General features: G+C 68.7%; 19 protein-coding genes. 12 read left to right on the top strand and 7 right to left on the bottom strand.

The genetic code is table 11. The features are described from left to right. Window positions 1-64 precede the first annotated feature (64 nt). From ACTRWB_RS11595 to ACTRWB_RS11605, 3 genes are all read left to right on the top strand, one after another. On the top strand, window positions 65-787 hold the full coding sequence (locus tag ACTRWB_RS11595; RefSeq protein WP_446901971.1) for a haloacid dehalogenase type II: 723 nt from the start codon (window positions 65-67) through the stop codon (window positions 785-787). Continuing rightward, the gene (locus ACTRWB_RS11600) at window positions 727-1,770 is read left to right on the top strand and encodes a hypothetical protein (protein ID WP_446901972.1); all 1,044 of its coding nucleotides are present in this window, start codon (window positions 727-729) and stop codon (window positions 1,768-1,770) included. The genes ACTRWB_RS11595 and ACTRWB_RS11600 overlap by 61 nt, the downstream gene beginning before the upstream one ends. A 119-nt stretch (window positions 1,771-1,889) precedes the next feature. Continuing rightward, window positions 1,890-2,270 (top strand): TraR/DksA family transcriptional regulator, encoded by a 381-nt coding sequence (locus tag ACTRWB_RS11605; RefSeq protein WP_446901973.1) that lies wholly within the window; start codon window positions 1,890-1,892, stop codon window positions 2,268-2,270. A gap of 51 nt (window positions 2,271-2,321) precedes the next feature. On the opposite strand, the gene ACTRWB_RS11610 is transcribed toward ACTRWB_RS11605, so the two are convergent. Next, window positions 2,322-2,819, bottom strand: a complete 498-nt coding sequence (locus ACTRWB_RS11610) for a hypothetical protein (RefSeq protein WP_446901974.1) — start codon at window positions 2,817-2,819, stop codon at window positions 2,322-2,324. A gap of 131 nt (window positions 2,820-2,950) precedes the next feature. Further along, window positions 2,951-3,910, bottom strand: coding sequence for a LysR family transcriptional regulator (locus ACTRWB_RS11615; protein ID WP_446901975.1), 960 nt, complete (start codon window positions 3,908-3,910; stop codon window positions 2,951-2,953). Window positions 3,911-4,066: 156 nt separating this feature from the next. Between ACTRWB_RS11615 and ACTRWB_RS11620 the strand changes: the two genes are divergently transcribed. The 3 genes from ACTRWB_RS11620 to mmsB all read left to right on the top strand — a co-directional run bounded on the left by ACTRWB_RS11620 (window position 4,067) and on the right by mmsB (window position 7,939). Further along, entirely contained in the window at window positions 4,067-5,395 is a 1,329-nt protein-coding gene (locus ACTRWB_RS11620) for an MFS transporter (protein ID WP_446901976.1), read from the top strand. Between the two features lie 110 nt (window positions 5,396-5,505). Beyond that, a complete protein-coding gene (locus ACTRWB_RS11625; RefSeq protein ID WP_446901977.1) occupies window positions 5,506-7,032 on the top strand; it encodes a CoA-acylating methylmalonate-semialdehyde dehydrogenase in 1,527 nt (508 codons plus the stop codon). A gap of 16 nt (window positions 7,033-7,048) precedes the next feature. Beyond that, complete coding sequence (mmsB, locus tag ACTRWB_RS11630) at window positions 7,049-7,939, top strand: 3-hydroxyisobutyrate dehydrogenase (RefSeq protein ID WP_129517027.1); 891 nt, start codon at window positions 7,049-7,051, stop codon at window positions 7,937-7,939. Between the two features lie 121 nt (window positions 7,940-8,060). On the opposite strand, the gene ACTRWB_RS11635 is transcribed toward mmsB, so the two are convergent. The 4 genes from ACTRWB_RS11635 to ACTRWB_RS11650 form a co-directional block, all read right to left on the bottom strand. After that, on the bottom strand, window positions 8,061-8,393 hold the full coding sequence (locus tag ACTRWB_RS11635) for a hypothetical protein (protein WP_446901978.1): 333 nt from the start codon (window positions 8,391-8,393) through the stop codon (window positions 8,061-8,063). Between the two features lie 197 nt (window positions 8,394-8,590). Continuing rightward, window positions 8,591-11,125: a c-type cytochrome gene (locus ACTRWB_RS11640; RefSeq protein ID WP_446901979.1), complete on the bottom strand. Its 2,535-nt coding sequence runs from the start codon at window positions 11,123-11,125 to the stop codon at window positions 8,591-8,593. Next, window positions 11,115-11,618: a (2Fe-2S)-binding protein gene (locus ACTRWB_RS11645; RefSeq protein ID WP_193100876.1), complete on the bottom strand. Its 504-nt coding sequence runs from the start codon at window positions 11,616-11,618 to the stop codon at window positions 11,115-11,117. The genes ACTRWB_RS11640 and ACTRWB_RS11645 overlap by 11 nt, the downstream gene beginning before the upstream one ends. A gap of 170 nt (window positions 11,619-11,788) precedes the next feature. Beyond that, window positions 11,789-12,946, bottom strand: coding sequence for an FAD-dependent monooxygenase (locus ACTRWB_RS11650; RefSeq protein ID WP_129517022.1), 1,158 nt, complete (start codon window positions 12,944-12,946; stop codon window positions 11,789-11,791). Between the two features lie 298 nt (window positions 12,947-13,244). Between ACTRWB_RS11650 and ACTRWB_RS11655 the strand changes: the two genes are divergently transcribed. The 5 genes from ACTRWB_RS11655 to ACTRWB_RS11675 all read left to right on the top strand — a co-directional run bounded on the left by ACTRWB_RS11655 (window position 13,245) and on the right by ACTRWB_RS11675 (window position 19,037). Further along, window positions 13,245-13,997: a maleate cis-trans isomerase family protein gene (locus ACTRWB_RS11655; RefSeq protein ID WP_048246304.1), complete on the top strand. Its 753-nt coding sequence runs from the start codon at window positions 13,245-13,247 to the stop codon at window positions 13,995-13,997. 27 nt (window positions 13,998-14,024) lie between these two features. Continuing rightward, on the top strand, window positions 14,025-14,855 hold the full coding sequence (locus ACTRWB_RS11660) for an alpha/beta fold hydrolase (protein WP_446901980.1): 831 nt from the start codon (window positions 14,025-14,027) through the stop codon (window positions 14,853-14,855). 47 nt (window positions 14,856-14,902) lie between these two features. Further along, complete coding sequence (locus ACTRWB_RS11665) at window positions 14,903-15,943, top strand: 2,5-dihydroxypyridine 5,6-dioxygenase (RefSeq protein WP_446901981.1); 1,041 nt, start codon at window positions 14,903-14,905, stop codon at window positions 15,941-15,943. Between the two features lie 19 nt (window positions 15,944-15,962). Further along, window positions 15,963-16,616 carry an isochorismatase family protein gene (locus tag ACTRWB_RS11670; protein ID WP_446901982.1) on the top strand — a complete coding sequence of 218 codons (654 nt, stop codon included), beginning with the start codon at window positions 15,963-15,965 and terminating at the stop codon, window positions 16,614-16,616. A gap of 153 nt (window positions 16,617-16,769) precedes the next feature. Further along, window positions 16,770-19,037: a molybdopterin cofactor-binding domain-containing protein gene (locus tag ACTRWB_RS11675; RefSeq protein ID WP_446901983.1), complete on the top strand. Its 2,268-nt coding sequence runs from the start codon at window positions 16,770-16,772 to the stop codon at window positions 19,035-19,037. Between the two features lie 23 nt (window positions 19,038-19,060). On the opposite strand, the gene ACTRWB_RS11680 is transcribed toward ACTRWB_RS11675, so the two are convergent. Beyond that, window positions 19,061-19,507, bottom strand: a complete 447-nt coding sequence (locus ACTRWB_RS11680; RefSeq protein WP_129517017.1) for a MarR family winged helix-turn-helix transcriptional regulator — start codon at window positions 19,505-19,507, stop codon at window positions 19,061-19,063. A 532-nt stretch (window positions 19,508-20,039) separates the two neighbouring features. On the opposite strand from ACTRWB_RS11680, the gene ACTRWB_RS11685 reads away from it, so the two are divergent. After that, window positions 20,040-21,347, top strand: coding sequence for an MFS transporter (locus ACTRWB_RS11685; protein ID WP_446901984.1), 1,308 nt, complete (start codon window positions 20,040-20,042; stop codon window positions 21,345-21,347). Window positions 21,348-21,601: the final 254 nt, after the last annotated feature.

The following is a 21,601-nucleotide window of genomic DNA, read 5'->3' on the forward strand; positions in this document are numbered from 1 at the left end:
GGCGTCGCGCATTCCGGCGGCACGGTGATGTGCCTCCTCATCGAACGACTTTCACGGGATCACCATGACGCATCCTGCCGAAATCAAGGCGCTCGTTTTCGATGTCTTCGGAACGATCGTCGACTGGAGAAGCGGCGTCGCACGCGGTGCCGCCGCGTTCCTGGATCGCTACGCGCCCGCGCTCGATCCGTTCGCGTTCGCCGACGCGTGGCGCGCCGAATATTCGCCGTCGATGGAAGAAATCCGCAGCGGACGCAGGCGCTACGTGCGGCTCGACGTCCTGCATCGCGAGAACCTCGTCCGCACGCTCGACCGCTACGGGATCGTCGACGTGCCCGACGCGGACATCGATGCGCTCAACCTCGCGTGGCACAGCCTCGATCCGTGGCCCGACGCCGTCGCCGCGCTGCACCGGCTGAAGCGGCGCTTCATCATCGCGCCGCTGTCGAACGGCAACATCCGGCTGATGGTCGACGTCGCGAAACGCGCGGGGCTGCCGTGGGACGCGATTCTCGGCGCCGAGGTCGTCCGTGCGTACAAGCCGTCGCCGCAGGTGTACAGCGACACGGTCGAGATTCTCGGCGTCGCACCGGCCGAGCTGTGCCTCGTCGCGGCCCACAACGGCGACCTCGCCGCCGCGCGCCGGCTCGGGCTGTCGACCGCGTTCGTGCTGCGGCCGGCCGAACACGGGCCCGGCCAGACGACCGACCTGCAAGCCGACGATGCGTGGGACTTCGACGTCAAGGACCTCAACGAACTCGCGGACCGGCTCGGCTGCCCGGATTGAGCGATGCGTGCGCCGGGTGCGCACGGCGACTGGTAGACTCCGCAACCATTGCCCTTTCCGATTCGCGAGCCTGCATGTCATCTCCGCTGCATCTGGTAGAAGGCAAACTGACCGCGCTGCGCTTCCTCGAGCGCCCGGATCAGGACAGTTCCGAAGGCCATCCGATACGGCCGGTCGACCCGGAAGCCAGGAAGCAATCGCTCGGCTACTGGTTCACGCACAACGTGGTGCCGATCATGGCCGCGCTGACCGGCAACGGCGCCGCGGCCAATGCGCTGGTTTTTCAGCAAAGCAATGAAGACGACATTCTCGCCAAACTGAATGCCGACGCCGACAAGGTCGAGCATCCGGCAACGTGGTCGTACGCGAACATCCGCGACAGCAAGACCTACGTGTCGCAGAACGCATCCGTGACCGTCGGCAAGAACGGCAGGATCGTCCTCGCCAAACTTCCGGTGGAAATCGAAATCGGCGGACAAACGTATCGCGGCTTCCTGGGCGGGCAATGCTTCGACGTCGGCGACGAGGTCGTGGCCGTCATCAACCGGCAGGGCCGCCTGTTTGCGCTGTCGTCTCCCGACAAGCGTTATCTGGCGATGGATCACGCGTGCGGCAATACGGGGCTGGCCGGCCTGACGCACACGCTGTGGCTGGCCTGGAAATGGTCGTTCATCGGCGTGAACTGCCTGGTCGTCCCGATGATGATCCTGGTGCTCTGGACCGGCGACGGCGGGTTTTCCGATCTCGGGCTCGACCTTCTGATGCTGCTGGGCGGGCCGCTGATGATGGGCGTCCTGCTGGCCCTGATCATCGGCGTGCGGCTGTCATGGTCCGACTGGCTGCCGGCGTGGCGCACGTCGAGCATCCTGCATGCGCTGGGCCGCCCGGACCTGTGCACGCGCGATTTCGCCGACGCCCGCAGCGAGGCCGAACGCAAGGGCCAGGTGCGCGACACGGATATCGGTCAGATCTATTACGCGTAGCGTCCGGCGCTCCCGCGCGCCGGCTTGTCCGCCGCCGCGACATGATCGAGAATGCATCGTCGCCGGTCGTGTTCCGACGGTTGGCATCGATTTCTGGCAGCCCCCACCGGAGAACGAACATGGACGAACAGCCCAACGGCCTGGACGCAGCGTTTATCGCCAGGCAGCGTCAGCGGCTCGAGGCCTTGCAGCGGCAAGTGCTCGGCGGCGAGGAAAGCACCATCGCGCAGGAACGGCAACAACAGGAAACGACCGGCGCGGAGGCCGAGGAACGCGAGGACGACGCGCAGACGCTCGAACAGGACGTCGCGAACCAGGCGCTGCGCAACGTCAACGTCCGCCGGATCGCCGACATCCAGCGCGCGCTGGAAAAGATCGCGGACGGCACATACGGATACTCCGACGAAAGCGGTGATCCGATTCCGATCGGGCGACTCGAAGCCGTTCCGGAGGCCATCTACACCGTCGACGAAGAAAGCCGGCGCGAATCGGGACAATGACCGGCCCGCGGCGGGTCTCGATCTAGCGCGCGGGGAGGGTCGCGCCCCCGGTCAGGTCGCCGGTTCCAGCGCGACGGCACGCCCCTTTGCCGCGAGCGCGAGGCGCCGCCAGTTGCGCGCCGCATACCGGTGGGCCTGCTGCAGCGCCACCCACAGGCCGATCTGACGGATCGGTTTCAGGAAACCGCGCGCGCTGAACACGGTCCGCCGCTCGACGCGCGTCTTGCCGCCTTCGACCGGCGTCAGCGTGAATTCGTCCTCGAGCAGACCGACCCAGTCGCGGCACCAGACCGTCGACGCCACCATCCGGTAACGCAGCCGGCGATTCTCGTCGAGCACGAGGATCCGCTGGTCGATCGTGCCGCGATCGGTCGTGCACTGCCGCGTGTTGCCAACGGTCGGCGTGCCTTCCAGCACGCGGCAACTGACCGGCTTCGGCACGCCGAGGCGGAACAGCAACGGCCGCGTGTCGTCCATCCGGGCATGGAGGAAATGCGGCCACACATGCTCGGGCCGGCAATCGAAAGTCCACTGCGAATGAATTTCCACGACACGCTCCTGGCGGCTGGCGATGCGGATATGACGGGATGATAGTCCTCGCGGCTGCCTTATGCCGCCCGAACATCGCCTCCACGCCCGCCGGGTGAAACGCCGCCGCTTCGGTCACCCGCTATTACCCGCTATTCCGGCTCACCGACGAATTGCAACTTCCCCGATTCGCCCATCAACAATGCCCGATTCGCATCCGCCGCCGCGCGCAGGTAATCCCACAGCGCGGTCACGCGCCGCAGCTTGCGCAGATCCTCGCGGCAGGTCAGCCAGAAACACCGCGTGACGACCACGTCGTCCGGCAGCACGGGCACCAGCGCCGGCTGCGTGGCCGCCATGAAGCACGGCAGGATCGCGAGCCCGCCGCCCTGCAGCGCCGCGAAATATTGCGCGATCACGCTCGTCGTGCGCAACCCGGCCGTCGCGCCCGGCACCGCGCGCTCCAGGTACAGCAGCTCGTTGCTGAATGCGAGATCGTCGACATAGCTGATGAACGCATGCCGCGCGAGATCGTCCGTGCACGTGATCGGCGCGTGGTTCGCGAGATAGTCGCGCGTCGCATAGAGCCGCAACTGGTAGTCGCACAGCTTGGTGACCACGTAAGGCCCGCGATCGGGCCGCTCGAGCGTGATCGCCAGATCGGCCTCGCGCTTCGGCAAGTTGACGAAATGCGGGACCGGCAGCAGGTCGACCGTCACGTGCGGATGCGCGGCGCGAAACTGCGCGAGCTGCGGCGCCAGGAAAAAGCAGCCGAACCCTTCCGTCGACCCGATCCGCACGTGGCCCGACAACGCCGCGCCCGTGTTCGCGACCTGGTCGCACGCGGACTGCACGGTCGTCTCCATCGCGTCGGCATACGCGACGAGCCGCTGCCCTTCAGCCGTCAGCGTGAAGCCGCCGGAGCGCGACTTGTCGAACAGCAGCGTGCCGATCGCGGCCTCGAGCGCGCGGATGCGCCGCGCGACGGTCGTGTAGTCGACGCCGAGCCGCTTCGCGGCGCCGCTCGCGCGCTGCGTGCGCGCGACTTCGAGGAAGAAGCGCAGGTCGTCCCAGTTCAGGTTGCCGGAAACCGGCTCGGTGGCACGTCGCATCGGCGGGGAAAAAAGGCTGGAGTCTCCGGGCCGGCCGTCGATATGCATAAATGCACATCCAACCGGTTTCTTTATCGGTACATCATGAATCTGCGCATAACTATACTCGACCGTGACCTGCGGACCACGAGCCGCGGCACCCACCACGGAGACACCATGCAGACGCGATCCACCCTCGATGAGCATGCGACAGTCGCGACGCCGGCACCCGCCCGCACCGCGAAGCACTACCTGCTGGCCGGCTGGGCCAGCATGGCCGGCACGACGATCGAGTGGTACGACTTCTTCCTCTACGGCACGGCCGCCGCGCTCGTGTTCAACCGCATCTTCTTCCCGTCGCTGGACCCCGTCGTCGGCACGCTCGCCGCGTTCGGCACGTTCGCGGTCGGCTTCATCGGGCGGCCGATGGGCGGCATCGTGTTCGGCCACTTCGGCGACCGCATCGGCCGCAAGTCGATGCTGATGATCACGCTGCTGCTGATGGGCGTGCCGAGCATGATCATCGGGTTGATCCCGTCGTACGACCGCATTGGCTACTGGGCGGCCGCGCTGCTGATCGCGATGCGCTTCCTGCAGGGGATGGCGGTCGGCGGCGAATGGGGCGGCGCGGTGCTGATGGCCGTCGAACACGCGCCGAAGGGCCGCAAGGGGCTGTTCGGCAGCCTGCCGCAGACAGGCGTCGGGCTCGGCCTGATCCTGTCGTCGGTCGCGATGGCCGCGGTGGCCGCGCTGCCGGAAGCCGACATGCTGTCGTGGGGCTGGCGCGTGCCGTTCCTCGCGAGCATCGCGCTGGTCGGCCTCGGCTGGTTCATCCGCGCGAAGGTGCCCGAGTCGCCCGACTTCGAGAAGATCCGGCGCCAGGGCAAGGCCGAGAAGTCGCCCGTGACGGCCGCGCTGCGCCGCCATCCGCGCGAGGTGCTGACGATCGTCGGCGCACGCGCCGCCGAAAACACCTGGTTCTACATGGTCGTCACGTTCGCGCTCGCTTACGCGACGCAGCAGCTCCATCTGCCGAAGGCCGGGATGCTGCACGCGATCACCGCCGGCGCCGCGCTGTCGCTCGTCACGATGCCGCTGTGCGGCCACCTGAGCGACAAGATCGGGCAGCGCCGGATGTTCGCGATCGGCCTCGTGCTGATGTGCGCGTTCGCCGCGCCGTTCTTCATGATGCTCGGCACGCAGCAGGCGTCGTACGCGTGGTGGGCAATCGTGCTAGGCCTCGGCGTCGTGTTCCCGATCCTCTATGCGCCGGAAGCGCTGCTGTTCGCGCAGCAGTTCCCGGCGGAAATCCGCTACAGCGGGATCTCGCTGTCGGTGCAACTGGCCGGCGTGATCGGCGGCGGCTTCGCGCCGATGATCGCGACGTCGCTGCTCAAGGTCGGCGGCGGCCAGCCGCACTACGTGATCGCGTACCTCGTCGGCTTCGGCGTGTTCGCGCTCGGGTGTACCGCATTGATGCGCCGGCCCGCGCCTGATCGCGCCTGAACGCGCCGGCGCCGGATCGATTTCAGTTCACCCTGCCGTCCGCCGTGCATGCACGCGCGGCGGATGCCGGGGCCCGTTTTTCATCGCCACACCGTTTTCCGGAGACATCCATGAACGCCGCAGTTCCCCAGACCACCCTCGCCCTGCCCACCGCCAAGCTGCTGATCGACGGCGCGTTCGTCGAATCGCAAAGCGCCGAATGGGGCGACATCGTCAACCCCGCGACGCAGGAAGTGATCGGCCGCGTGCCGTATGCGACGCTCGACGAGGTCGACGCCGCGATCGCGTCCGCGCAGCGCGCGTTCCAGACCTGGAAGACGACGCCGATCGGCGCGCGGCTGCGCATCATGCTGAAGTTCCAGGATCTCGTGCGCCGCAATCTCGAACGGATCGCGCACACGCTCACCGCCGAGCAAGGCAAGACGCTGCCCGACGCGCAGGGCGACATCTTCCGCGGCCTCGAAGTCGTCGAGCATGCGTGCTCGATCGGCACGCTGCAGCAAGGCGAATTCGCGGAGAACGTCGCGGGCGGCGTCGATACCTACACGCTGCGCCAGCCGATTGGCGTGTGCGCGGGCATCACGCCGTTCAACTTCCCCGGGATGATTCCGCTGTGGATGTTCCCGATGGCGATCGTCTGCGGCAACACGTTCGTGCTGAAGCCGTCCGAACAGGACCCGCTGTCGACGATGCAGCTCGTCGAACTCGCGATCGAGGCCGGCGTGCCGCAGGGCGTGCTGAACGTCGTGCACGGCGGCAAGACGGTGGTCGACCGCCTCTGCACGCATCCGGACATCAAGGCGATCTCGTTCGTCGGCTCGACGCGCGTCGGCACGCACGTGTACAACCTCGGCAGCCAGCACGGCAAGCGCGTGCAGTCGATGATGGGCGCGAAGAACCACGCGGTGGTGCTGCCCGATGCGCACCGCGAACAGTCGATCAACGCGCTCGTCGGCGCGGGTTTCGGCGCGGCCGGCCAGCGCTGCATGGCGACGTCGGTCGTCGTGCTCGTCGGCCAGGCGCGCGACTGGCTGCCCGATCTCGTCGAGAAGGCGAAGGTGCTGAAGATCAACGCGGGCCACGAGCCGGGCACGGATGTCGGGCCGGTCGTGTCGAAGGCCGCGCACGCGCGCATCACCGCGCTGATCGACGAAGGCGTGAAGGCCGGCGCGACGCTCGAACTCGACGGCCGCGGCGTGACGGTGCCCGGCTACGAGCACGGCAACTTCGTCGGCCCGACGATCTTCTCGGGCGTGACGACCGACATGTCGATCTATACGGAAGAAATCTTCGGGCCGGTGGTGGTCGTGCTCGAAGCCGACACGCTCGACGAAGCGATCGCGCTCGTCAACCGCAACCCGATGGGCAACGGCGTGGGACTGTTCACGCAGAGCGGCGCGGCCGCGCGCAAGTTCCAGAGCGAGATCGACATCGGCCAGGTCGGCATCAACATCCCGATTCCGGTGCCGGTGCCCTACTTCAGCTTCACGGGCTCGCGCGGCTCGAAGCTCGGCGATCTCGGCCCGTACGGCAAGCAGGTCGTGCAGTTCTACACGCAGACGAAGACGGTCACCGCGCGCTGGTTCGACGACGACGCGACGGCCGGCGGCGTGAACACGACGATCGCGCTGCGCTAATTACCGAGGCTCGCACATGGAAATCGCATTCATCGGGCTCGGCAACATGGGCGGCCCCATGGCCGCCAACCTGCTCAAGGCCGGCCACACGCTGACGGTGTTCGACCTCGACGCACACGCGGTCGACGCTGCGGTGCGCGCGGGCGCGACGGCGGCGGCCTCGCCGCGCGACGCGGCCGCCCGCGGGGCGGTCGTGATCACGATGCTGCCGGCCGCGCAGCACGTGCGCGCCGTCTACCTCGGCGACGACGGCGTGCTGGCCGGCGCGCGCGCCGGCGCGACGCTGATCGACTGCAGCACGATCGATCCCGGCACCGTGCGCGCGGTGGCCGAAGCCGCCGCGCAGCGCGACTTCCCGCTCGCCGACGCGCCCGTGTCGGGCGGCACCGGCGGCGCGCAGGCCGGCACGCTGACCTTCATGGTCGGCGCGGATGCCGCGCTGTTCGAGCGCATCCGCCCGGTGCTGCTCGACATGGGCAAAAACGTCGTGCATTGCGGCGGTACCGGCACCGGGCAGATCGCGAAAATCTGCAACAACCTGCTGCTCGGGATCTCGATGATGGGCGTGTCCGAAGCGATGGCGCTCGGCGCCGCGCTCGGCATCGATCCGGCCGTGCTGGCCGGCATCATCAACACGTCGACCGGCCGCTGCTGGAGTTCGGATACGTACAACCCGTATCCGGGCGTGAGCGACACGGCGCCGGCCGCGCGCGGTTATGCGGGCGGTTTCGCGGCGAACCTGATGCTCAAGGACCTCGGGCTCGCGACCGAAGCCGCACGGAGCGCGCATCAGCCGGTGTGGATGGGCGCACTCGCGCAGCAGCTGTATCAGTCGATGAGCCAGCAGGGACTCGGCGCGCTCGACTTCTCCGCGTGCGTGAAGCTGTACGAGGCGCAGCCCGCGTAACCCGCACAGCCGACGCCGGACGTGCGCCGACCCGCGATGCGCTTGCAACGCATCGCGGGTCGTTTTGCATGCGGGGGACGGAGAATGCAGGGGGCGGCGGCGCGACAACGCCGCCGGGTGTTCAACCGCGCGGGTTCGACGCCGTTTCGAAGGTCGGATGGCACTCGAACGCGAGTTCGGAGCGCGCGTCGACACGGCGGCCGCCGGTCAGCGATTCCTGCTTCATGCTCGCGCGCATGCCGCGCTGCGTGCAGAAGTTGTTGGCTTCGTTGAAAGCCTTCTCATGGGCGTCGGCCCACGTCGTCGATACGCCGACCGTGCGCGTCGTCACGGTAAATACGTTCGGGTTCGACGTCGCGGTCACGTCGGAAGCGGTCGAACACGCGGCGAGCAAGCATGCGGCAGCCGCGACGGTCAACCATCGCAGGGTTCGAAAAGATACTGGAATGGACATGGGAACAGGCGCACGCCGGGTTGACGTGCATTGAGCAACATAGGCGCCAGTATGCCTGCTCGATCGCCGGAGATCATGCCCTTTTCAGTGAACACATTGTTTCGAATGGTTAAACGATCGCTGGCGCAGGCAAGATTTACAGCCGGCGCTGCCGTTGTTTTCACACGGCGGGTAGTTTTGTCCTACCGGCGTATCGGTCAATGCGCGCGTTCCTGCCGGATCCTCGCCGACGCTTGCGCCAGATCCCGCCACGCCGGCTGCGCCGGCGCGTAGCGCGCGCGAATGTACGCGGCGAGTTCGGCCATCTGCCGGTCGTCGAACGCGTCGCCGAAGCCCGGCATGTAACCGAGCTGATCGGTGGCCGGCTGGTCGATCCCGTGATGCAGCACGCGCAGCAGGTTGTCCGGCGCGGCCTGGCTGACGCTCGTATTGAGCCCCATCAGCGGGCGCACGCCGAAATGCCCGACCCCGCCCGATTCCGCGTGACAGACCGCGCACGCCGCGTCGAACGCGCGGCGGCCGTTCTCGAGGCCGAGCGTCGCGACGGCTTCCGCGCCGCGCGCCTGCCGGCTGGCCGCGTCGGCGGCCACCGCGGCGTCGACGGGCGGCGACAGCGACGCGAGATAGTGCGCGATCGCCTGCACGTCCGACTCCGGCAGCGACGCGAGCCCCGCGACGACGGGCGCCATCGGCCCGGCCGCGACGCCATGCTGCGCGGAGAAGCCCGTGCGCAGGTAGTCGAACAGCGCGCCTTCGGTCCACGGCACGGGCGTGGCCGGCGACGCGACGAGCGGCGGCGCGACCCATCCCTCGGCCTCGCCGCCCGACAGGTACGCAAAACCGCCCTTCTCCGCGCCCAGCGCGTTGCGCGGCGTGTGGCACGCGCCGCAGTGACCGGCGCCGTCGACCAGATACTTGCCGCGATTCCACAGCGCGGAGCGCGCCGGGTCCGGCGCGAACGGCCGCGCGTCGTGAAACAGCCAGTTCCAGCCGGCGACGAGGCGCCGCTGGTCGAGCGGGAACGGCAACTTCGTCTTCGGCGGCACGTGCTTCACCGGCGGCTGCGACATCAGGTACGCATAGAGCGCGAGCAGGTCGGGCTCGCTCAGCTTCGCGAACGCCGTATAGGGGAACGCCGGGTACAGGTGCGTGCCGTCGCGCGAAATGCCTTCGCGCATCGCGCGCGCGAACGCCGGATACGACCAGGTGCCGATGCCGGTGTCCGGATCGGGCGTGAGGTTGGTCGTATGGATCGTGCCGAACGGCGTATCGAGCGCGAGCCCGCCCGCGTTGGTCGCGCCGCCGGGCGCGGTGTGACACACCGCGCAATCGCCGGCGAGTGCGCCCAGGCGGCCGCGGTCGGGCGGCGCCGCGCGCCCCAACGCGCCCGCCGCGCCGCCGGGGGCGGGGTGGCCCACCCCCCCCTCGCCGGCGAGTGCGACCTGGCGGCCGCGTTCGAGCGTCGCCGCGCTCCACATCGCGCCGTCCGCGCCGCCGGGTGCGACGGGCGCGATCGGCGCGGGCCCCGGCAGGATCGCGCACGCGAGCCCGATCAGTCCGCCGACCACGCCGCCCGCGCCACCGCCGGCCAGCCAGCGGCGCCAGCGCGATGCGCGGCGCGGCACGTTGCGCGGCCCGTCGCCGGAATCGGCCGGCACCGGCCGCGCGAGCGCCGCGCGTATCCGCCCGGCATCGAACGGCGGTGCGCGAAACCGCACGCCCGTCGCGTCGTACAGCGCATTCGCGATCGCCGCCGCGGCCGGTGCGGCCGCCTGCTCGATCCGGCGCGCGTCGTACGCGGACAGATCGCCGTGCGCGCGGTGCGCCGCGTCGTCGAACGCCACCAGCTCGTGCGCGATCGCGTCCGGCTGCGCCCCCGGACCGGTTTCGTCATGCGCGGGCCGCGCGGACAATCGCGTGCCCATCACGCGCGAAATCGCCGCCTCGATCTGCCACGCGGGCAAGCCGGCCAGCGACGCGTCGCCCGGTTCGCCGGCACCCTGCCCGGCCACGACGCGCCGTACCGCGACGTCGCCCGTCGCGCGGTCGACATCGAGATCGACGACCCACGCGGACCAGCGCGCCTCTGCGTCATGCGAGGCAGCCGCAGCAGTTGCGGCGGAATGTTCGTCACCGGACAGCGCGGCAGGCACGCCGGCGCCATCGAATGCGAAGCCGCGGCCGCTGACCCGCGCATGGGCAGTCGCATCCGCCGCGATCGGCGCACCCCATGCGGCGCGCTCGCTGACCATCCGGATAATCTCGCGCGGCCCCGCATCCCGCGATGCATCGAGATGCTGCAGACGCAACGCGACCGGGTCGCACCGCAGCGTGTCCGCGAGTTCGTCGACGAAGGATTCGCGCGCAAACACGTGCGCGTGACCCGGAATCGCGCCGCCCGCATCGGCCAGCTCGATCGACGTCTGTGCGTGCCGGTAGACGAACGGCGCTGCCGGGCCGGGTTCCGCGCCGTTGTTCGTCGAAGCGTGCGGCACGCGACCCTCGTCCGTTACCGTGCCCGTGCCGGCCGCCTGCGCGCGATAGCGCCAGGTCGTCATCCGCCCGTCGGGCGCGGTGTGCGTTTCGACATCGAGCGACGCCTGCGCGCGTGTTTCGCCGATCGGCCATGTGTAGCGCGCGTGGTGCGTGCTCGATGCGGCGGCGGCTTCATCGCGCGGCTCGTGCGCCATCACACGCTGCGGCTGCACGGGCAGGCTCACGTCATGCTTCATGGCCATCCCGCAGATAACGCGCGGCGCGATGCACGGCCCGGAGGATCTCCAGGTGCGTGCCGCAGCGGCAAAGATTGAAGCGCAGCGCGTCGCGGATCGCCGCATCGTCCGGCGCGGGATGGCGGTCGAGCAGCGCCTTCGTGCTCATGATCATCCCGTTCAGGCAATAACCGCATTGCGCGGCCTGCTCGTCGATGAACGCGCGCTGGATCGGATGCGGCGCGTCGCGCGATCCGAGCCCTTCCAGCGTCGTGACCTCGCGCCCGCGCGCGGCGGCGGCCGGCACGACGCACGAGCGCGTCGCCTGTCCGTCGACGAGCACCGTGCACGCGCCGCACTGCCCGAGCCCGCAGCCGTATTTCGGGCCGTTGAGCGCGCAGTCGTTGCGCAGGACCAGCAGCAGCGGCGCGTCGGGCGCGGCATCGTCGAAGGTGTGCGGCGTGCCGTTCACGCGGAACGCCAGCGGCCGCGACGGAGAAGCGGGATGGGACATGAATGGATCCGGAATACGGAGCGCGGGCCGACGGTCGGCCGGCGGCGGGCACTACCGCCGGCTGGCACCGCCGGCGCGCGCCTGACATATAACACGCCGAAAAACGCGCGGTATCGGCGCATCGATCGCGCGCCGGCGGTGCCACGGCCGGCGCGGGAACCGCGTGCGCGTCAGGCCGCGGCCGCCACGCCGCTGCGCGACGGCGCCACGAGCGGCACGTCGAACACGTCGTAGCCGAACACCCACGACGGATCCTCGTTGGTGCGCAGCCACGTGTTGTTGTGCGACACGAGCTGCACCTTCGACGCACGCGCCGCGCGATTCGCCTCGTACAGCGCGAATGCGCCCGCGTAATCGCTGGCACCGACCTCGTCGAGACAGCGCGCGAGCATCGCGGCATCCTCGATCGCCATCGCCGCGCCCTGCGCCATATGCGGCTTCATCGGATGGCACGCGTCGCCGAGCAGCACCAGGCGGCCACGGCTCCACAGCGGCAGCGGGTCGCGCTCCAGCAGCGGCCACTTGGTGATCGACGGCGACACGTCGATCAGGTGCTGGATATCGGCATGGAACCCCGCGAACGCTTCGCGCATTTCGTCGCGGCTGCTGTCGACCATCGACACGCCTTCGGGCCATTCGGCCTGCGGCACGCCGGTCACGTAGTAATACTCGTCGCGCTTCTCGGTCACGTAATAGACCATCATGTGGCGATCCTCCGACCACCACTTCACGCACATGTCGTACGGCTTGTTGCCGAGCAGCGACGCCGGAAACACCGCGCGGTGCGCGACATAACCCGTGTAGCGCGGCGGTTCCGCGCCGAGCAGGTGCTCGCGGATCCGCGAATTCACGCCATCCGCGCCGATCACGATGTCGGCCGTGTCGACGCTGCCGTCGGCAAACGTCAGGCGCACCGCGTCGCCGGTGTCCTCCACCGCCGCGAGCCGCTTGCCGAAGCGGATCGTGCCGGGCGTCACCGCCTGCGTCATCAATGCATGGAAATCGCCGCGATGCACGGTCAGGTAGCTCGCGCCGTAGGTCTTGCGCGCGTAGTCGCCGAGCGGAATCTGCGCGAGCACGTCGGCGCTCTGCCAGTCGCGGCTGTACCAGAAATCCGGGTGCGAACCCATCGTGTTCAACGCGTCCTCGCAGCCGATGCGCCGCATGATCTTCATCACGTTCGGGCCGAGGTGGATGCCCGCGCCGAGGCGCGAGAACGCCGGTGCCTGCTCATACAGCGCGACATCGTAGCCGCTGCGCTGAAGCAGCGCCGCGGCGGCCGTGCCGCCGAGACCGGCGCCGATGATTGCGATACGGGGTGTGCTCATGCGGATCTCCTGATCGTGGGCCCGTCGCCGGACGCGGCGCGAGGACGGGCGGATTGAATGGCGTTTATGTAGCGTACACACTCAATTTATTCAGGACAAGCGGATTGTTGATCGCTGCATTCGCATTCGGGAAAACACCGATATTTCGTTGAATATCCATATACACAAACGATCACACCGCGCAGAACGTCATTTTGATGCATTGCCATTTTCAAATGTACACACTAGACTTTGCTCGAAATCCGGCGATCTCGCGTCAGCGTGCCGCCTCACCCTTACCGCCACGGAGCCTCCCGTCATGAGCAAGACCTACCGCATCGGCCAGATCGTGCCGAGTTCCAACACGACGATGGAAACCGAGATTCCCGCGATGCTGCGGTTGCGCGAAACGATCCGCCCCGAGCGCTTCACGTATCACTCGAGCCGGATGCGGATGAAGAAGGTGGTCAAGGAAGAACTCGCGGCGATGGATGCCGAATCCGACCGCTGCGCGGTGGAGCTGAGCGACGCGCGTGTCGACGTGCTCGGCTACGCCTGCCTCGTCGCGATCATGGCGATGGGACACGGCTACCACCGCGTGTCGCAGGCGCGCCTCACGAAGCACACGGCCGACAACGGCGCGCAGGCGCCCGTGCTGACGAGCGCGGGTGCGCTCGTCGATGCGCTGAAGGTGATCGGCGCAAAGCGCATCGTCGTCGTCGCGCCGTACATGTTGCCGCTCACCGAACTCGTGGTCGACTACATCCGCAACGAAGGATTCGACGTGCTCGCCTACCGCGCGCTGGAGATTCCCGACAACCTCGACGTCGGCCGTCACGATCCGGCGCGCCTGCCCGACATCGTGAAGACGCTGCCGTACCAGGACGCCGACGCGATCGTGCTGTCCGCGTGCGTGCAGATGCCGTCGCTGCCGGCCGTCGCGAAGGTCGAGGCGATGACGGGCAAGCCGGTCATCACCGCCGCGATCGCGACCACCTACGCGATGCTGCGCGAGCTTGACCTCGAGCCCGTCGTGCCCGGTGCCGGCGCGCTGCTGTCCGGCGCGTACTGAACGCGGCCCTTCCGACGGAGTCCACCCATGCCCTCGACTTTCCTCAACGGCGCGAACGTCCACGCAAACGGCATCCGCCAGCACTACCTGCGCTACGGCGGCGCGACCGGCGCGCGCGCGGCGCGCCCCGCGATCGTGCTGATTCCCGGCATCACGAGCCCCGCGATCACGTGGGGCTTCGTCGGCGAAGTGTTCGGCGCGGCGTTCGACACCTACGTGCTCGACGTGCGCGGCCGCGGGTTGTCCGACGCGTCGCCGTCGCTCGACTACAGCCTCGATGCGCAAGCGGACGACATCGTGGCGCTGGTCGCCGCGCTCGGCCTGCCGCGCACGAGCCTCGTCGGCCATTCGATGGGCGCGCGGATCGCCGCGCGCGCGGCGCGGCGCGGCATCCGCGGGCTCGAGTCGGTCGTGCTCGTCGATCCGCCCGTGTCGGGCCCGAACCGCCGCGACTATCCAGGCAAGCTGCCGTGGTACATCGACTCGATGGCGCTCGCGCGCGCCGGCACCGACGCCGAAGGCATGCGCGCGTTCTGCCCGACCTGGACCGATGCCGAACTGCAGTTGCGTGCCGAGTGGCTGCATACCTGCGACGAGCGCGCGGTGCGCGCGACGTACGAAGGCTTCCATACCGACGATTTCCACACGGACGCCGCGCGCTTGACGGTGCCGTCGCTGCTGATCACGGCCGAACGCGGCGACGTGGTGCGCGACGACGACGTCGCGGAACTGCAGCGCGCGACGCCGTCGATGCGGCACGTGCGCGTGCCCGATGCCGGCCACATGATCCCGTGGGACAACGCGCCCGGCTTCTACGCGGCGTTCGGCGACTTCCTCGGCGCGCCGCTCGCGGCCTGAGCCCGTTTCGCCCCCCTCTTTCCCTCACGCCTTTACCGGAGCCGACGATGCCAGTCAGCGACACCCAACTGATCGACGCGTGGAAGCAGGTACTCACGCTGTCGCGCCTCGAACCGGGCCAGACCGTCACGATCCTGACGAGCGCGGCCACCCATCCGCAGACGCTGTCGTGCGCGCTGATCGCGACGCAATCGATGGGCGCGATCGTCAACCGGCTCGACCTGCCACCGGTCAACGGCGACAAGGCATTTAGCCGCGATCCGCTTGCGTATCTCGGCACGACGCCGCTGACGGGCAACCGCGCGGCGATCGCCGCATTGCGCGAGAGCGACCTCGTGCTCGACCTGATGACGCTGCTGTTCTCGCCCGAACAGCACGACATCCTGAAGGCCGGCACGAAGATCCTGCTCGCGGTCGAACCGCCCGAGGTGCTCGTGCGGATGGTGCCGACGCCGGCCGACCGCACGCGCGTGCTCGCCGCGGCGAAGAAAATCGCCGCCGCTCGCGAGATGCGCGTGACGTCCGCGGCCGGCACCGCGCTCGTGTGCCCGCTCGGCGACTTCCCGCCGACGGCCGAGTACGGTTTCGTCGACGCGCCCGGCCGCTGGGACCACTGGCCGAGCGGCTTCGCGCTGACCTACCCGAACGACCGCACCGCGCGCGGCACGATCGTGATCGATCGCGGCGACATCCTGCTGCCGCAGAAGCACTACGCGAGCGAGCCGATCGTGCTGACCGTCGAAGGCGGTTATGCGACGCGCATCGAAGGCGGCGTCGACGCCGACCTGCTGCGCGACTACATGGAGACGTTCGCCGACCCCGAAGGTTATGCGATCTCGCACATCGGCTGGGGACTGCAGCCGCGCGCGCGCTGGTCGACGCTCGGGCTGTACGACCGCGAGGCGACGATCGGGATGGACGCGCGCGCGTTCGAGGGCAACTTCCTGTTCTCGCTCGGCCCGAACAACGAAGGCGGCGGCAACCGCACGACCACCTGCCACATCGACATCCCGCTGCGCCGCTGCACGGTCGAACTCGACGGCGAAACCGTCGTGCGCGACGGCCGCGTGACCGACCAACCCGCCTGACCGACGAGCCCCCGACACCATGACCGATCTTTCCCATCACGCCGAAGCGAACGTGTATCGCCAGCAGGGTTTCGGCACGCCGCTGCCGCCGCACGGCAACATCGGCCTCTTGATCGTCGATTTCGTGGTCGGCTTCGCCGATCCCGCGACGTTCGGCGGCGGCAACATCGCACCGGCAATCGCACGCACGACCCGTGCGCTCGCGCTGGCGCGCGAACGCGGCTGGCCCGTCGCGCACAGCCGCATCGTCTACGCGGACGACGGCAGCGACGACAACGTGTTTTCGCTGAAGGTGCCCGGCATGGCGACGCTGACCGAGCACCATCCGAACAGCGCGATCGTGCCCGAACTCACGCCCGCGGCTGGCGAGCTCGTCGTGCGCAAGACCGTGCCGTCGGCGTTCTTCGGCACGCAACTCGCGCCGTGGCTCGCGCAGCGCGCGGTGCAGACGCTGCTGGTCGCCGGCGCGGTGACGAGCGGCTGCGTGCGCGCGAGCGTGGTCGACGCGATGTCGCACGGGTTCCGTCCGCTCGTGCTCGCCGATTGCGTCGGCGATCGTGCGATCGCGCCGCACGACGCGAACCTGTTCGACATGCAGCCGAAATATGCGGCCGTGATGCCGCTCGACGACGCGATCGCGGCGATCGATGCCATGCATGCCCGCGCACGCTGAGTCGCGACGGACGATGGACGGCGGGCGGCGCATGCGGCGCCCGCGATTGACGCTGCGCTTTTGGCGACCTAAATTGGCCCGACGCGCGCCGCACGATCCTTCCCCGACGCAACCGGTCGCCGGCCGCGCCGCTCCCGACAGGACACCTCCCCCGTGAACCGCTCCGAACTGCTCGCGCGCACTGGCTGCCTGACCGTGATCCGGCCGCCCGCGCCGCCCGTCAAGCCAGCGCCCGGCCAGCCGGGCAGCCTGTCGTCCTATGTGCCCGCACTGCCCGAAGTCTTCGTCGCGATTCTCGACGACGGCCGCATCCTCGCGTTCAACGGACACGTCGATCTCGGCACCGGCATCCGCACGTCGCTCGCGCAGATCGTCGCCGAGGAACTCGACGTGCCGGCCGCGCGCGTGACGACGGTGCTCGGCGACACGGCCGCGACCCCGAACCAGGGCCCGACCATCGCGAGCGCGACGATCCAGATTTCCGCGACGCCGCTGCGTTGCGCGGCCGCGCAGGCGCGTCACGCACTGCTCGCGCTCGCCGCCGAACGGTTCGGCGTCGACGCGGCGCAACTGAGCGTCGACAACGCGACGATCTCGGCGGCCGGGCAAACGGCGACGTTCGCCGCGCTCGTCGCCGCGCAGCGGATCGCGCTGACGCTGGACCTGACCATCCGCACGAAGGACCCCGCGCACTACCGGATCGTCGGCAAGTCGTCGCCTCGCGTCGACCTGCCCGCGAAAGCGACCGGCCAGCTCACGTTCGTGCACGACATGCGCGTGCCGGGCATGCTGCACGGCCGCGTCGTGCGGCCGCCGTACGCGGGACACGACAGCGGCCCGTTCGTCGGCACCTCGCTCGTCGACGTCGACCGTGCATCGGTGGCCGACGTGCCGGGGCTGGTGGCGGTCGTCGCGATCGGCGATTTCGTCGGCGTCGTCGCCGAGCGCGAGGAACACGCGATCCGCGCGGCGCGCCAGTTGCGCGCGACGTGGCGGCCGCATCCCGCGCTGCCGACGCTCGACGCGCCGGCCACCGCGATCGCCGCCGCGCCGGCCAAACGCCGCGTGCTGCTCGACGAAGGCGATGTGGACGCGGCATGCGCGCAGCCCGACACGATCACGCTGTCGCGCACCTATGCGTGGCCGTTCCAGATGCACGGCTCGATCGGTCCGTCATGCGCGCTCGCCGATTACCGGGAACCGGGCGACGGCCGGATCACCGTGTGGTCCGGCACGCAGAATCCCGTCTCGCTGCGCTACGACCTCGCGACGCTCGTCGCGCGCGACGAAGCCGATTTCGATATCGTGCGGATGGAAGCGGCCGGCTGTTATGGCCGCAACGGCGCCGACGACGTGTGCGGCGATGCGCTGTTGCTGTCGCGCGCGGTCGGCCGCCCGGTGCGCGTGCAACTGTCGCGCGCGGACGAGCATCTATGGGAACCGAAAGGCGCGGGCCAGCTGATGCAGGTGACCGGCACCGTCACGCGCGACGGCTGCCTGCTCGGCTACGACTTCACGACCCGCTATCCGTCGAACGACGCGCCGCTGCTCTCGGCGCTGCTGACCGGCGCGATCGCGCCCGAGCCGCGCGTGTTCGAGATGGGCGACCGCACGGCCGTGTCGCCGTACGCGAGCCCGCATCGCCGCTTCGTCTGCGAGGATCTCGCGCCACTCGTGCGCGCATCGTGGCTGCGCGGCGTGTCGGCGTTGCCGAACTCGTTCGCGCACGATGCGTTCGTCGACGAATGCTCGGCGCTGACGGGTATCGATCCGCTCGCGTTCCGGCTGCGTCACCTGCAGGACCCGCGCGCGACGGAACTGCTGCAGGCCGTGGCCGATCGCGCGGGCTGGACGCCGCGCACGCAGCGCGAACGCGACGGCGCGCGACTCGTGCATGGACGCGGGGTCGCCTATGCGCGCTACGTGCACAGCCGCTTTCCCGGTTTCGGCGCGGCATGGTCGGCATGGATCGTCGAACTGAGCGTCGATCGCGTGTCGGGCGAGATACGCATCGAACGCGTGACGGTCGGCCAGGACACGGGCACGATGATCAACCCGGATGGCGTGCGCCACCAGATCCACGGCAACGTGATCCAGGTACTGAGTCGTACGTTGAAGGAGCGCGTGCGATTCGCGGACGGCAAGGTCGCGTCGCGCGAATGGGCCAGCTATCCGATCCTGACGTTCGCGGAAGTACCGGACGTCGATGTGGTGCTGATGCCGAGGCAAGGCGAGCCGCCGCTCGGTGCGGGCGAATCGGCGTCGGTGCCGGGCCCGGCCGCGGTCGCGAACGCGCTGTTCGATGCAACCGGCGTGCGGTTCTACGCGCCACCGTTTACGCCCGAGGCGGTCCGTGCCGCGCTGCGCGAAGCCGGCCGGCTGATGCGTGCCGACGAGGCCGTCACCGCAGGCACGACGTAGGCTCGACCCGCGCCGCTACCGCATCACGCGTCGCCGTCCTCTTCCATCATCTTGCGCAGCAGGAACTGCAGCGCGACACGTTCGCCCGGATTGAGCGCGCCATAGGTGCGCTCCGTCACCTGTCGCGCGAACGGCACCGTGCGCTCGATCAGCGCGAGGCCGCTCGCGGTCGCGCGCACGAGCAGCTTGCGGCCGTCGTTCGGGTCGTGCAGCACCTCGATCAGCGCCCGCGCCTTCAGGCGCTCGACGACGCCGCGAATCGTCGCCTGATCGATCGCGGTCGCCTTGACGATGTCGTTCAGCGAGCACGCCTGCCTTTCCTTGACCGCGCACAGCGTCACGAACTGCGCGGCCGTGAGGTCCGAATCGGGGATCGCTTCCTGGAAGATCGAAACGTGCCGCTGATAGGCGCGGCGCAACAGGTGCCCGACCTGGTCGTGAAAGTCGTAGGAATCCTTGGAAGACGCCATGAAAGTGCAGGCCCGTGCCGCGTGTAAGGGAAAGACAAGGAGTGTACACCCTCAATTCCACGCAACCGGCCGCCGGGCAGCCGCTTCATTGCGGTGCATCAGGATTCGCGGTGCCCGCTACGCAGCATGCCTGACGATCGCCTGACAGGAGCGGATTGCGCCGGTGGCACCGCCGGGACGATCGGCCGCCCGCGTCCGAACCTGCTGCCGCACACGCGTTTGCGCGCTGCGGCAGGCTTTCACGCACACACTCCATTTTTAAGCGCATACGCACGAATATTGTACATATTCAGGCGCGCTTCCAGATCATTCATACACATGTTTTAGATCGCCTAAAACCCCACTAAAAGCGCGGCTTTCTTCACACGAACGCTTGCCGAAACGCGTCGATTTTCATGCCTGTGCGATTCCGTATTTTCTAGTGTGTACGCTATTTAATTGCCGTGATATACAGACTCCAGTGCGCAGCGGAACCTTCGCTCGCGTCGATCGGCCACCCATTCATCCGTCACATTCGAACAGGGGCAACCCCATGTCTACCGCACACCCGAGCGCCGCCGTTTCCCCCGACGACGCGCTGCACGGCAATCTTTATCGCAAGGTCACGCTGCGCCTGATCACCCTCTTCTGTTTGTGCTACTTCGCGGCCTATCTCGACCGCATCAACATCGGGCTCGCGAAACTCCAGATGCTCGACGCATTGAAGTTCAGCGATACCGTGTACGGGCTCGGCGCCGGCCTGTTCTTCGGCGGCTACATCCTGTTCGAAGTCCCGAGCAACCTGGTGCTGCAGCGCGTCGGCGCGAAGCTGTGGATCGCGCGGATCATGATCACGTGGGGCCTGCTGTCGGGCGCGACGATGTTCGTGCACACGCCGATGCAGTTCTATATCGTGCGCTTCCTGCTCGGCGCCGCCGAAGCCGGCTTCCTGCCGGGCGTGCTGCTGTACCTGACGCAGTGGTATCCCGATGCGCGCCGCGCGCGGATCGTCGCGCTGTTCATGGTCGGCCTGCCGCTGTCGAGCATGATCGGCAGCCCGATCTCCGGCTGGATCATGCGCGCGTTCGACGGCGCGCACGGGCTCGGCGGCTGGCAGTGGCTGTTCCTGCTCGAAGCGCTGCCGTCGGTGCTGCTCGGCTTCGCCGTGTTGCGCTGGCTGCCCAACAACATCGAATCCGCGCAATGGCTGAACGCCGATGAAAAGCGGACGCTGCGCGCGAATCTCGACGCCGATCCGGCCGGCAACAAGAGCCACGCGCTCGGCAAGGCGTTCTCCGATCCGAAGGTGTGGGCGCTCGGCCTGATCGACCTGTGCGTGCTGCTCGGCCTGTATGCGGTGAGCTTCTGGCTGCCGACGATCCTGCGCGACACCGGCGTGAAGGACGCGTATCACATCGGCTGGCTGATGGTGATTCCGAATGCCGCGGCCGTGCTCGCCACGCTGTATTGCGGCGCGAGCTCCGATCGCGCGCGCGAGCGCCGCTGGCATATCGTCGTGCCGTTCATGGTGTCGGCCGTCGCGCTGACGATCGCGGCATCGTCGTCGCACGGCACGCTCGGGACGGTGCTGCTGTTCTCGCTGATCAACGCGGGCGCGGCGGCCGCGATGCCGGTCGTCTGGGCGTTGCCGTCCACGTTCCTGAAGGGCTCGGCCGCGGCCGGCGGGATCGCGTTCGCGTGCTCGATCGCGAACCTCGGCGGGTTCGGCAGCACCTATTTCATCGGCTGGCTGCGCGACACGTTCCATTCGCAAAGCGCGGGGCTGTATGGCTTCGCCGCTTGCATGCTCGTTGGCTGCGCGCTCGCGCTTGCATATCCGGCGAAGCTCGTGAACCGCTGACGGATTGCGTCGCCCACGCGCGACGCTGTCCCTTCTTTTACGACCGCGCCTGTCGCGCGGTCCGTCCCACGCCCCCCGCTTCGTACAGCGCACGCCGCCACGCCGGCGTGTGCGTTTTCCCGCTTTCATTCGTCGTCGTCCGCCGCGCAGGCACGCCACCGCGCCATCCACGCATCCGGCCCCACCTCCGGCCGCATCCCATTCATTTTTCAAATGACGCCCAGCCGAATATTTAATTTCCCATCACCGAATCG

It is taken from the genome of Burkholderia sp. YIM B11467 (assembly GCF_052952715.1).